11 protein-coding genes are annotated in these 12,075 nt (G+C 53.5%); all 11 read right to left on the reverse strand.

All coding sequences use genetic code 11. From position 1 onward, the window contains the following. Position 1: 1 nt before the first annotated feature. Positions 2–1,024 carry a DotH/IcmK family type IV secretion protein gene (locus tag ACRDCA_RS02230; RefSeq protein ID WP_438688120.1) on the reverse strand — a complete coding sequence of 341 codons (1,023 nt, stop codon included), beginning with the start codon at positions 1,022–1,024 and terminating at the stop codon, positions 2–4. 17 nt (positions 1,025–1,041) lie between these two features. Continuing rightward, positions 1,042–1,761 carry a DotI/IcmL/TraM family protein gene (locus ACRDCA_RS02235; RefSeq protein ID WP_438688121.1) on the reverse strand — a complete coding sequence of 240 codons (720 nt, stop codon included), beginning with the start codon at positions 1,759–1,761 and terminating at the stop codon, positions 1,042–1,044. Between the two features lie 482 nt (positions 1,762–2,243). Next, complete coding sequence (locus ACRDCA_RS02240) at positions 2,244–5,516, reverse strand: LPD7 domain-containing protein (protein WP_438688122.1); 3,273 nt, start codon at positions 5,514–5,516, stop codon at positions 2,244–2,246. A 15-nt stretch (positions 5,517–5,531) separates the two neighbouring features. Then, a complete protein-coding gene (gene icmT, locus ACRDCA_RS02245) occupies positions 5,532–5,792 on the reverse strand; it encodes an IcmT/TraK family protein (RefSeq protein ID WP_161713074.1) in 261 nt (86 codons plus the stop codon). After that, positions 5,789–6,946 carry a plasmid transfer ATPase TraJ gene (gene traJ, locus ACRDCA_RS02250; RefSeq protein ID WP_059202126.1) on the reverse strand — a complete coding sequence of 386 codons (1,158 nt, stop codon included), beginning with the start codon at positions 6,944–6,946 and terminating at the stop codon, positions 5,789–5,791. Before traJ ends, icmT begins: the two co-directional genes overlap by 4 nt. Next, on the reverse strand, positions 6,943–7,731 hold the full coding sequence (locus ACRDCA_RS02255; protein ID WP_438688123.1) for a type IV secretory system conjugative DNA transfer family protein: 789 nt from the start codon (positions 7,729–7,731) through the stop codon (positions 6,943–6,945). The genes traJ and ACRDCA_RS02255 overlap by 4 nt, the downstream gene beginning before the upstream one ends. Then, positions 7,728–8,186 carry a DotD/TraH family lipoprotein gene (locus ACRDCA_RS02260; protein ID WP_438688144.1) on the reverse strand — a complete coding sequence of 153 codons (459 nt, stop codon included), beginning with the start codon at positions 8,184–8,186 and terminating at the stop codon, positions 7,728–7,730. The genes ACRDCA_RS02255 and ACRDCA_RS02260 overlap by 4 nt, the downstream gene beginning before the upstream one ends. Positions 8,187–8,382: 196 nt before the next feature. Then, complete coding sequence (locus ACRDCA_RS02265) at positions 8,383–9,459, reverse strand: acyltransferase family protein (RefSeq protein ID WP_438688124.1); 1,077 nt, start codon at positions 9,457–9,459, stop codon at positions 8,383–8,385. A gap of 79 nt (positions 9,460–9,538) precedes the next feature. Further along, positions 9,539–10,891 carry a shufflon system plasmid conjugative transfer pilus tip adhesin PilV gene (pilV, locus tag ACRDCA_RS02270; protein WP_438688125.1) on the reverse strand — a complete coding sequence of 451 codons (1,353 nt, stop codon included), beginning with the start codon at positions 10,889–10,891 and terminating at the stop codon, positions 9,539–9,541. After that, positions 10,888–11,559: a prepilin peptidase gene (locus ACRDCA_RS02275; RefSeq protein WP_438688126.1), complete on the reverse strand. Its 672-nt coding sequence runs from the start codon at positions 11,557–11,559 to the stop codon at positions 10,888–10,890. Before ACRDCA_RS02275 ends, pilV begins: the two co-directional genes overlap by 4 nt. Continuing rightward, positions 11,556–12,041, reverse strand: a complete 486-nt coding sequence (locus ACRDCA_RS02280; RefSeq protein ID WP_438688127.1) for a lytic transglycosylase domain-containing protein — start codon at positions 12,039–12,041, stop codon at positions 11,556–11,558. Before ACRDCA_RS02280 ends, ACRDCA_RS02275 begins: the two co-directional genes overlap by 4 nt. Between the last annotated feature and the right edge of the window lie 34 nt (positions 12,042–12,075).

Here is a 12,075-nt window from a genome sequence, read left to right on the forward strand (position 1 = left end):
GTTACTCCAGAGAAATGGACAAATACACGGTTTTACCGGCGTTTGAGAACGCCACTTCCGGGGTCAGAGGGAGCTTATAAAGCCAGGTTCCATCTCCGGAGGACTGTGTAAGTTCGAATTCATCACGGATCTTGCTGCGGGTGCGGATATACAGGTCATCGCCCATCTGCCAGACCTGCGTGTAAGGCAGTGTGCCCTGAGTTTTCAGACGACGGGCTTCTTTGGGCGGTACACCATCGAGGAATGCCTGCAGTGTGGCATCGTTGAGGCCGATTTTTGCTTGCCCTGACGGCATGCGCTTCGCCTGAGGGCCCTGTTGCGGAATGCGCAGATCCAGTCGGCCGTCGACGATACGGGACTTTGATTTATCCGAGGCCTCACCGCTATTCACGTCAACGATGACGGGAACGGGCAGACCTTTCAGGTACACGGTAATGTTGCCCCGGTCATACTGTCGCTGGGCCTGAACAGTCATCACGCTGCTGTCCGGGATGTAGTTCACCACAAAGCCCTCTGAGTTCCCGTTATACGGTGGTGCAGCGAGTGGCCATGGTGCGCCGGTGTTATCGGTGAACATCACGGAACTGGCCTGGGAGGTGGTGGTCCGTAATACGGGAAGCGAGGCCCCTGGGGACAGGTTGACGGTAAGAGAAGAAATACGCGGTACCACATCTGCAGACTGCCATGCACGTCCCCTGCTGGCGCCATCCATCGCCTCGCCCAGCATTTCTACCCCCTGCTGGCTGCCTAACGGATTGACCTGACTCATGGCCCACGCCTGTTCTGCGGTCGGCGGTGCCGGTGGCGCGTACTGACGAAGTGGGGCGGTAATATCGTTCTGTGGAGGAGTAGCCGCCACAGGTTGTCCCTCCGGGGCGGGTTGTGCCTGAGTGGGGGGTGGTGACGGCGCTGCAGGCAAATTAGTGGTGGGTGAGGTTCCGGAACGTGCCGGCACCCATTCTGCTGCCAGTGCGGACGTGGCCGAAAGCAGCAGAGCTACTGCTGTAAGAGTTCGTTTATTCATGGGAATACCTGAGAGTGTTAACGGGCGTCGCGTGTGACAATGGAAGCCGCTTCAATACCTTCCGGTTTTACGCTGACGTCAGTTCGCTGGATGCGGACGGTGAAAATAAAGGTCTGTGGCGGAAGACTGCGGGTCTGACCATCCAGGCTCAGGGTGACCGGATACTGCACGTCCCACATGTAAGGACCATTTGAACCCTCCCGGCCACGGCGATAAATCATGCCCTTACGGGTGATATTTGCTGACATCAGCATTTTTTCTTTCACAACCTTGTCGAACAGATTTGAACCGGTCAGTGCCGCGTAGTAACTGGAAAATCCGGCTTCTGAGAATTTCTGCTGCTGTTGACTTATCTGGACGCGGTAGTTTTTGAAATCAAGCTGGAAAGCACTTCGGATGAGTTTGTCTCCGAAATCCACGATGTCATCATCCGTGTAGGCCGGTTCCGACGTCGGATACTGCGCCAGCACACTGCCCTTGTACGTGGCGAAGTATTTTGTGGGGGGGTGAGCAACTTGCCACCCCAGCCAAGCCGTCAGCGGTAGCTGAAGCAGGCTGACTGTTGATGCGATAAGGGCAACTTTCAACGTTCTCCGGGCAAAGTCAGCATCGAGCATGCGCTCTTTCTGAAGTTGCAGGGTTGCCATGAAGGGCCCCATACGTTTTTCAAGCTCAGCATTTTCTTCAGCTGTGGCCGAAGAAGCCTCCCGTGGGGAGGCTGGATTTTTTTTATGCACTGGATAGTTTCCGTCAGTTCAGGGAGATGAAAGAGGAACTTCCGCCACTGGTGTCTGAGGTCACCGGTGCTGTCACCTGCATGACCGGCTGAGAGCGGGGGGATGGAACATTTACGCCGTAAGATGAGAGTCCGGCCGTCGACGGTAAATCTCCCCATGGGTCAATAGTGGATGGGACATAATCATTAATTTTGTCCCGGGCAGCCTTACAGATTTTCTGACCAATCTGATTCATTATATCGGCCAGGTTTGGGAAGGTCGGGGCGGTGATGGTGGTGGAGATATTCCCTAGACAGTCTCCCAGTGACGCAGACACGTTGTTCTGACGTTGTGACCAGGCTTCTGCCGCTTCTTTTGCCCGGTTGTAGCCAGCTTGACTACCGGCCTGTGCGGCGGTACCCGCCCGGCATGATGCGGCATCAGCTGCAGGCAGACACGTCAGAAATAGTAGGGTGGAGCAAAGTATACGACGCATGATGACCTCACATCGGTTGTGGTTGAGCCGGCTTAACCTGCGCACGAGGTGCCTGAACGGGTTCTTCAGCTTTCGGCGGTGTATATGCCTGAGAGAAGCCCAGTTTGCTGTGCAAGGCCGGCGGGATCTTTTCCGGGGAAACTAGAGGAACGGCAAATTTGGGTGCATCCGCTCCCTTCATCTGGAAGGCAAACGTGTCGTAGCTGGAGATGCCATTTTTCAACGAATTCACTGCAGAAGCGTGACCGATAAGCTGCGGTGACCCGTTGTCCTGAACAGCGTTCAGGGCAAGGAAGGTATGGCCGTTATCCCCGGTGCAAATCCGGGCCAACACGTTGTGCAGTTGTCCTTCATGACGGACAACACCCTGCAGATAGTCACCGTGTCCTTTGGCCAGATGAGCCAACATTTCACCGTCAGCGGTCAGTGCCTGCATCACCACCGAGCCTGCGGCTTTTGAGGGTTCCGGCACTGGCGCGTCTGCCGGCGGTGTTTCAGGAGCGACGTGTCCTTTGCCATCAGGTCCGGTGTACAGCAGACCGTGGCCAATGGCTTCCGGTACCGAGACGGACAGTTGTGCAGACAGAACGATCTGCTGCTGCAACTGCCAGAAGACGTTGCCGTCATAGGCTGACAACGCGGCCGGCGCAACGGCGTTTTTGTCCGCGACCAGCAGGCGGTTGTCTGCCGCCGGTGTGACTGCCCAGTGGTTTCGGTGCGTTTCGAGTCGTTCATAACGGGTAACTGTTCCGTCGTCGTTGGCGACCGGGACGTTGATGGTGACCGGTTTCTTGCCGAGGTACTGCAGCTTCACCATATCGCCTGCCTGCTTACCGCTGTCCTTCAGAGCCTGCTCCAGTTCGACACCCCAGAAGGTTTTATTGCCGGTTTTGGTACGCAGTTGCAGATAAAAACTGTCGGTGTTGTTTTTATCGAACTGGTACGGCGCCTTACTTGCATCGAGCAGCTTACCGGTGAGACCGGTACGCATGCTCTCTCTTTCAGGAATGCTGAGCTCTGGTGCTGCCAGATGAGCGGCTGCTCCGCTATTTACTGGTGCCTCCATCGGGGAGACTACGGGGCCCGAGCCTTGCGCCGGTATGGTGGCGTCAGGAGTGGGGGACTTTCCCCCTGGTGCGGGTTGCGTAGCCGTGGGCACCGGACCTGTTGCGGTGTTTGCCGCGCCGATATTCAGTCCATTCTGTTGGGTGGTGTTCTCAGTCCGGGCCTTAAGCAGCGCTCCGAACTGTTCCCGCTGCTGCGGATTTTTCAGATGCACATCAATGTTGTGATCGGCAATCAACGTCAGGGTGCGTTGGATAAAGTCATCGCTGCCGGTGATTTCCACGGCACCGCGCTGGTTCGCTTTTGCCGAGAGCAGAGCCGCCAGGATCATACGATCGTTCTCACTGGCCTGTGGTGTGGCCATGACAATTCGATCGCCGTAATCCCGGAACGCATCCTCGCCATTAAGTGCATACACCCAGGTCTGCCCGTCCTGGCGACTGGTCAGCCCCTGCAGCAACTCATCCAGGTTAATTGGTGTGACGGAGGGTTCCGGGGGGCTGACATCACCAGGTAGGCGGCCAAAAGTGAAATTAAAGCTATTTTCAGACTCTGTTACAGGAGCGGGATTTCCGGATGGTCCGGCAGTATTCTCTTCGGGCGCGGCAGAGTCAGAAGGTGCAGGGAGGGGCTGCGCTGGCTGCTGAACGGGGTGCGGTAATGGTGGAATGATCTCAGCCTGTGTGGTGTCGTTCTCTGGTTGTTGTGGTAATGGTGTTTGCTGTTCTGGCACTTCCTGGGCTGCTGACGGTGTGGGTTCAGCTAATGGCGAGATGACTTCTGTCTGTACGGTGTTGTTCTCTGGTAGTTGTGGCTCCGGGATTTGCGGTTCCGAGAGGGGGGATGCAATCGCCCCCGATACTGGCTTCTCCTCAACCGGCATCGGGACGGGCTCCTGAGGCAGTATCGGTGCGGTATCTGTGACGGCGTGGGTGACATTATTATCAGTCATGGCCACCGCGTTTGGTTGCCTGTCTGCAGGGTTGTCCTGCAGAGGGGTCGTATCTGGCATGGTATTTTCCTCTGAGAAGGTCTGACGCCAATGAGGGAGTAAAGGGTCAAGTGCTGGTGCCAACTGGTCGCGAACGGCATCGAGCCCACGGGAGGCATGAATATCGTTAAAATCACTGAATGAAGCCGTACCGGCAAAGGCCTGTGCCCGTTCACCGTAGGTGAACTGTGGGATGATGTACGTTCCGTCGATGGCTTTTGCTGCTTCCTGGGCCTTGTTCAGGCCCTTGTTATCACTTTTGGTGAAGTCATCCTCACCTAGGATGACGTGAGCCGCGTCGGGATACTGTTCCTTCAGTTTTCGTGACACTGTCACCATGTTACCGGCATCCACCGTCATCACAACGGGGATCCCTGTGGCCATATGAAGGCTTGCGGCTGTAGCGTAACCCTCGGCATAGAGGAGGGGCTGACTCGCACTGAGTGATCCACCGACAACGAAAAAGTTACCGGTTTTCTCGGCGCCTTTTTTCAGGTTCTTGGTACCGTCAGGCTTGATGTATTGCAGAGTTCGTATGTCTCCACCACTGTTACGCAGGGGAATGACCAGGTTGTCGTACTTGTCCAGCCTGACACCTTCTGCCGCCGGTACTCCCTTGCGGGAAAGGTAAGGGTGTGACGCCGGCGCGGGGGGCATTTTGCTCCACTGCTGTGTCAGTTTTTTGCCAATCTGCGTGAATTCCACCTGAGACTGTATTTCCCTGTCCCAGCGTTTCTGAGCAGCCAGCGCCCGCAGCTTAATTGCTTCTGCTGGGTCATAAGTATGTGAGCCGGTGGAAGTCCAGTTCACCTTGCCTTCACTTGCCCTGTGATCCTGGTACCATCCCGCTGGTCGGCCATCGAGAAAACCCTGATAGACACCCGAAGTGGCTCCGGGTTTATCATCGTCGGTGGCTACTCTGTGTATTTTTCCATCCATTTCAGGCAGGTCGTTGCCGGGCAGAATGAAACCCGCGTCCCTGAGCACCTGTGCGAATTCTTCTGCTGGCGTCAGATTATCGGTAATGGTCCGGTTAAGGTCCGTCACGGTATGTGCAGGCAACCAGGCTTTCACCTTCTCCAGGTCCGCGTCCGCCACTGCAAACCAGAGTTTTTCTGAACGATCATACTCAAGGGGGTATCCACCACTAGGAAGACGACCAGCTGCGCGGATCGCGTCCTTTTTGTTATCCCGTGTGATAGTCAGGTACGTGCGTTTCTGCATGGTTCTGTCCCTCTGTTATTCAAAGAATTTTCGATACCACCAAGGACGCCCGGTCAGACGCTGGCCACGTATGCGGAAAACCAATCGTTGCCAGAGCACGGTGATGGTGAAGCCGAAGAATGAGAGAAGCCGAAAGAAGAGGATGATGCCGGTGATGATGTATAACGTGCTGGTCTCAGGCCACTGAAACCAGGCGGCATACAAGGCAAACAGCAGCACCGGAATACCGAATATCTCTAGCCGCCGTCCGGCATCCCGCCATTCGCATATCTTCACATTGCGGTCCTCCTGTCGATTTCACGGGGACTGATAACGGTCAGCAGCTCTTTCCGGTCGATGCGACCAGACTGATAAAGACGCCAGGCCTTGTCAGCCATTCGTTCCCCGCGTTCGCTGAGATGGCGGTCAATCCAGTCACGCCACTGGGTGTAATCCAGCTGGCCAAGCGCCTCTTTAACTTCGTCGTCAAACACCAGGTATTCCCTGATGGATTGGCGTTTACCATCGGTCGTGCGCAGCAGCCGCTGGGCAATGACGTACTGCAGGTTACTGAGCAGGTTGTGGGCCATAGCCTCACGTTGCTCTACTGGAACCAGCATCAGGGCGCGGGGGATGGTCTCCCCGGGGGAATTGGTATGCATGGTGGACAGGCAGGCATGTCCGGATTGACCGTTCATGATTGCACCGTTCAGCGTCTCCGGGTCACGAATCTCACCGACCCCAATCACGCCCGGTGCACGACGCAGGGTAAGGCGGAGATGTTCGGCGAATGAGGCCACGTCTCTGCCTATCTGCGACTGCTCTGGCATCAGTATCGCGTCGGGGAAGTTCAGAAGAAACTCGATCGGGTCTTCTGCAGTGACTATCTTGCGATCGGGATCGTGCAATGCGCAGTACTGATAAATCGACGCCAGGATAGTGGATTTACCGGACCCTGTTTCCCCGACAACCAGGCCAAGACCTTTATGCGGCAGAAGGCAGGGGAATAAATCCTCTTCCAACCCCAAGTTTTCCAACTGCGGGATAACCGTCGGGATGGTCCTGAGTGTCAAGGCCGGCACCATGTCATAGTCGCCGATAGTTGCCTGTACGAAGTTACAACGAAAGCGCAGACGTTCGCCGCGCTCAAGTCCGTAACGGTTGTACATGTCGCCCGTCAGCTGCAGTGCTCGGTCGACCCCTTTACCGGCTTTCAGGTCCCCTTTAATTTGCTCAGAGAACACTTCATCCATGAGGCGCGCCAACTGGGGCGGCTCGATACGAAACTCACTGCCCCTGACCTTTCGGCCGTGCAGGTCCACCACCAGAGGGCCACCCCCTTGCAGAAAGATGTCGGATACCCCGTGGCGGGCGCAGTGAACCAGGAATGTCCGCAGGCTGTCTCCATTTATCCCTCCATGCTTATGAAACTCAAAAGCCGGGAACGTCATTGTGCCCCCTTACGAATTGCTGGTTTCCATTGGTTTTTGTCCACCACAAAACTGGCCGGATCTTTAATGCGTTTCACTTTGTCACCGATCATCAGTTCGTCACGTGTGCCGGTGACGCTCTGCTGGGTTTCTTTAACGTCTGGTGCCTGAATCATGCCTTGTTGTAACAGAGTGGAATAACGCAGCATGCCGGTGAAATCGCGGGTCAGGCGGTTAAAGTTGGCTTCCAGCGTGCGGTCGGCACTGAGGCGACCTTCTTCCCATCCACGGCGTACCGCTTCTTCCCAGACAGTTTTTTCCTTGCTGTTTTTGGGTCGGACGCTGACGTCTGGCGCGTCGATCCGTCTGGCTGCGAGTCCTGGCAGAAGCCAAGTGCGCCATCCCGGTGGATTACTGACAAAGCGTGCCGGCACAAGAATGTTATAGGTGCGGTACGCTGACCGGATCTGATCTGGCGTCACGTGTGCCATGTCGCTCGCCGTGGCGATCACTGGCGGTAGATAACCCTGTTTGCTGATAAGCGGTCGAAAGTCGTACATGTTGTTCAGTACGCTGTCTCGGGCGGTTAGTATTTGACGAAGTTCCCAGGCGCGCTGGGCTTTACCTCCCTGAAATCCGACCGTCTGGCCCGCATCATTGAGCATTTGCCAGACGGTATCGCTGAGACCGTTGAAATCATTCACTGCCGGGTTAAGGTAGTCGGAAATACCCGTCGGTGGGGTGTCTTCGGCGAATGAAGGCAGGGCAAAGCACAGCAGCAGGCCCGCAAGTAGCTGTCGTTTCATGCGAGGCGACCTCCTTTATCCGGCAGGGAGAAATACAGGTGCAGTTCCAACGGTTGCTGTTTCAGGGTGGCACGCCAGCCAATTTGCGCTTCCAACTGGCGCAGCAGATTTTCGAACGTGATGTTATTGACGTGTACGCTGATGGGTAGTGGCAGGCGAACGCCGCTGTATGCAAAATTAAGCCCGCGCTGGCGGGCGAGCTGGGCGAGCAGTTCAATGGCGTCACCCTCCCAGTCCAGTGAGAGGCGATCGCTATTTTCCGTGAAGCTATCTGGGAACCGGGCAGACCTCTGATTGAGTGCGCCGTTCAGGTAAAGTTGTTGTTGAGTACTATAAATGCGTGAAGCATCGTCTGATACGGACTGTGGCTGCCGTGGGCTAGTAGTGTGAGGTTGTTGTGCCTGACAACCGGACAGCAAAATAAATGCCAAGCCGGCCAGATACGTGGTTTTCATCATATAGATTCCTGCAGTAATACGGCATTTAATGGAGGTTATTGCGTGAGTTAACAGATTTATGCGGAAGGATAGTTAAATTTGGATAGTTGTTTTTGGCTCTTCAATACTCTAGCTGTAGGTCTTTGTTGTGAGGTTAATTGATGTAAATAATTCTGCATGTGACAAAAGAGGGCGTTGCGCCCCCTTTTATTAACTACACAGTCTCATGCCTTACTGTTTTTTGTTTTCTCATGCTCACTGGCCTTTCAATAAACTTATACGACAAGTAGGCCAGACCGATAGAGACAGCACATGATAAAACAAATCTTGGCAAACCGTCAGCCACACCAATATCTTCAAACCGTTTACCTATCCCACTATTCATTAGCGTGTGTATGAGATAGAGAGAGAATGATATCTCTCCCAAGGTAATAATAAATCCAGGAATACATTTCGTTATGAGTTCATCATTTAAGACTACAGCAATAAACAAAATTGACAGATACCACCCTGACATCGTCAGTCCATGACCCAGTCTTGGTGTAAAGAGAACGAAGTAGCCTGTAACAACTGTTGCAATAACTAATGTTGCTAAGCGTAACTGACCATTGAAGTTTTTTGTAAAGGGATAGATAAGACCAAAGCCAACACCCACCAAAAACTGCCATATGATGGGGTTGGTCATTAAGTTCAAGTAAGCTGAATTGAATTGATAACCACTAACATCCAAGGTCGGTGAATGTCCTGCCAACATAGGGAAAACAACCAGGCTTAACGAAAACACGCCAAGCAATAGTGGCCATCGATATTTTGATATAAGACAAATTGCCATTACCAAGTAGAACAACACTTCGTAATTCAGTGTCCACCTAATACCATAGAAACCGCTATCATCCACATAGAAAGGGGCATGGTTGGCATCGATTGGGGAGAACGTGATTGCACTTATCAAGTTACTCACTTTCTCTGGATAATGGAAAGTGCTCATAGCTCCAGATAAAAGGAAAGTAATTAGCAGGATGATAAAATAGACCGGAAGTATTCTCCTTGCGCGGTGTTTCAAAAACACCCTTGCCGCCGATAGTCCTGGTGTTAGTTTTTTCGCTGAAAGCGTGATGACAAATCCGCTTATTATGAAGAATACATCAACACCAATAGCCCCCCATCCGAATAACTGATCACCCAGATTAGGATAGGAAAGGTTTATATTCCAACGAAAGTGAAATAACATGACAGCAAGCGCTGCCAGTCCTCTCAGCGCTTGGACGCTAGCTAGTTTATCTTGTTTCATGAAGATTCTTTAAATTCAGTGAATTAATAAGTCATTATATTACATTGTGTTATGCAATTCCACCTCCGATAAATGAGTGTTATTTAGTACAAACAGCAATCGCTTGGAAACATGTTGTTCGATCTTGGTTGTTAGGCGTCACGACAATCCAGCTATTTGAACCGATATCAGGATAAGCAGCGTCCGGACTGTTGTGATTAGCACTCTCGTTAGTCCATCGAGAGAGCCGATATCCACCGGATACTAACTTCGTCCCTGCCGGGCAATATGCCCGTGACTCCTTGAGATTTTGACATTGTTCACCACCTGTGACATTAAACGTATCTAATGCCCCCAATGATTTCCAAATCCCATTTTGGCAAGAGAGGAGAACACCTTCCGATGTTCTGCCAACAAGTCCATTAGGACTACATCCCCATCCTGCATTTGCCGTACCATCAAGTTGCAAATATTCACCGACTGACGCCCGTCCGTCAGCACGAACGGTCCCGCCTTTGATTTGCCCACCGGTATAGATCCCCTTGTTGTTCACCGAACGGATCCAATCGTTATCTTCCATGTAGAAACCGCCGCCGTGGTCTTCATTGAGCCAACCTTTACCATGCTTGGTAATAAGCCAGCCGCTATTACTGCGAATGTCTCCGATTGAGTTGATCCACCCGCTGGACCAGACACTATCGTGTGCAATTAACCTTTTTCCGTTAACATCTTCACTAAAATTACCCGTTTTAGCATTGATATTATTCGCATTATTCAAGTCATTGGTGCCCATATCAATTGCAGTATGCATCTTGTTAAGGTCGGGACGACCGTTAACCTTGAATCGATACAAGCGATCGCTTTCTTCCGCCCCGCCAGCCAACACATCGGACGTTAGGTAAGCAGCCAGATGTCCACTCTGCCCGCTGAGGCCCATAGTGGCCAGATTGACTTGCCAGCCTCCTCCCGCACCGTTGGCAATATTGGCGGGGTAGATATATCCCCCAAGGCCAGAGGTGTTCTGGGCGATATACCGCTGCCCCTTGAACGCAATATCCTGACCGCCGGCCGTCAACACAAAGGCAACCAGTTTGTCGGTCTGCGTGGAATTGCGTGTTACGGTGAGGATATAGGTCTGGGTATTATTGTTGGTCAGGGAAAAACCCGGCGGTAAATACCCTTTATCCCGTAGGGTTTGCCCCGTTACCGTGACGTTACCGCCCCCTTTGACCTGGTTCAGTAACGTGTCGTAGTTATCTTTAACGTATCGGCGTGCACCCTGGCTCACCGTGCTCAGGTGTGTGGCAGTCACGACCCAGGTTTGTTCCTCCACATAGTCAGAATATCTTTCCAGCCCGATAGGGGCGGCAATCAACACAATCCCCAGCACGATGGCCATTGAGATCAGCGATAGGCCCCGGTTGATACGAGGGTTGGCAGCGTCAACAGTCATAAGGCACCCGAAATAGTCAGTTGAGGGAAGCATCCGGCCAGCCCCGCCAGTAAGGCGAACAGCCAGGGAGCATAAGGTTGGGCATTTTTTCGCGTCAGCAACGCACCAACGATAAACAGCAAGAAGGCACATCCGCTCAGCACGCTGGCCAACTGCCAGGGAAACCAGGCACACAGCGCGGCGATCAGATGAACATCGCCCAGGCCAAACCCTTCTTCACCCCGCAGGCGTTTGGCACCGTAGTGAAAGACATAGAGGAATATAAACATGCCGAGACTGCCTGAGAGCGCCGCCGTTGGGGTGAGCGAGCTCCCAGGTAGAAAGGTAAACAGCAGACCTGTCAGCCAGAATCCGGAGGTATAACGCAGCGGTAGCCAGTAATTGCGCATATCAAGCAGCACCATGGGAATACCCCACGCAAACAGCCCCAGAATTTTGACAGTGCCTAACCAGGAGGACCCCGCGAGTGCTGTCGTTGCGATCAGGACTGTGCCGGTACCGGCGAAAACGAGGGTGACGCCCCTGATCTGCAGCCGAGTGAGTGGCGGGCCATCATGCTCAAGCAAGAATTGTTTCGCCCGATGAACCAACGGTTGGGCACCCATGAACAGAGCGGCGCTGGCCAGGGCTATCAGTAGCGAGAACTTCAGGGTATACGGGGCCATCATGCGGCACCGCCCCTGAGCTTCGTATACATCGCATAGATCTTACGAGCATAAATCATTCGCCGTGGACCGTTGTCATCAGCAAACCCGGCATTGTATGAACCGAGGCATTGCCAATTGACGCCACATTGTTTGAGGTGTTTAGCCAGTATCCAGGCGCCGATTTGGACATTGAGGCACGGGTTGTTCAGCAAGTCTTGCTCATTGCTCAATATCCCCAGGGTCCGCAGCGTCGGAATATGGCGGTCATTGATCTGCATCAGCCCAAAATCGCGGCTGGTGACCCGCCCTTTTTTATCGCGATTCTTACCGATAGCGTGAGGGTCAAGGCTGCTTTCGACGATGGCCATGGAACGCAGTAACAAGGGGTCCACTTTATAGCGGGCGCCCGCTTCGTTAAAACAGAACGCCTGCGCGGGCAACGAGAGCAATAACGCACCGCCCAGAACCAGAAAGGACAAGGCACGTTGAAAGGAAAACAACATAAGAATGCACTCCAGAAGGAGGCCGGCAACAGGA

Source organism: Serratia sp. (in: enterobacteria), assembly GCF_051654945.1.
In the GTDB taxonomy this organism is placed as follows: domain Bacteria; phylum Pseudomonadota; class Gammaproteobacteria; order Enterobacterales; family Enterobacteriaceae; genus Chania.

Coding starts and splice junctions, on each gene's coding strand:
- ACRDCA_RS02265 (WP_438688124.1), bottom strand. CDS start 9,459: ATGAAACAAGATAAACTAGCTAGCGTCCAAGCGCTGAGAGGACTGGCA.
- ACRDCA_RS02255 (WP_438688123.1), bottom strand. CDS start 7,731: ATGAAACGACAGCTACTTGCGGGCCTGCTGCTGTGCTTTGCCCTGCCT.
- ACRDCA_RS02275 (WP_438688126.1), bottom strand. CDS start 11,559: ATGATGGCCCCGTATACCCTGAAGTTCTCGCTACTGATAGCCCTGGCC.
- ACRDCA_RS02280 (WP_438688127.1), bottom strand. CDS start 12,041: ATGTTGTTTTCCTTTCAACGTGCCTTGTCCTTTCTGGTTCTGGGCGGT.
- ACRDCA_RS02240 (WP_438688122.1), bottom strand. CDS start 5,516: ATGCAGAAACGCACGTACCTGACTATCACACGGGATAACAAAAAGGAC.
- traJ (WP_059202126.1), bottom strand. CDS start 6,946: ATGACGTTCCCGGCTTTTGAGTTTCATAAGCATGGAGGGATAAATGGA.
- ACRDCA_RS02230 (WP_438688120.1), bottom strand. CDS start 1,024: ATGAATAAACGAACTCTTACAGCAGTAGCTCTGCTGCTTTCGGCCACG.
- ACRDCA_RS02260 (WP_438688144.1), bottom strand. CDS start 8,186: ATGAAAACCACGTATCTGGCCGGCTTGGCATTTATTTTGCTGTCCGGT.
- pilV (WP_438688125.1), bottom strand. CDS start 10,891: ATGACTGTTGACGCTGCCAACCCTCGTATCAACCGGGGCCTATCGCTG.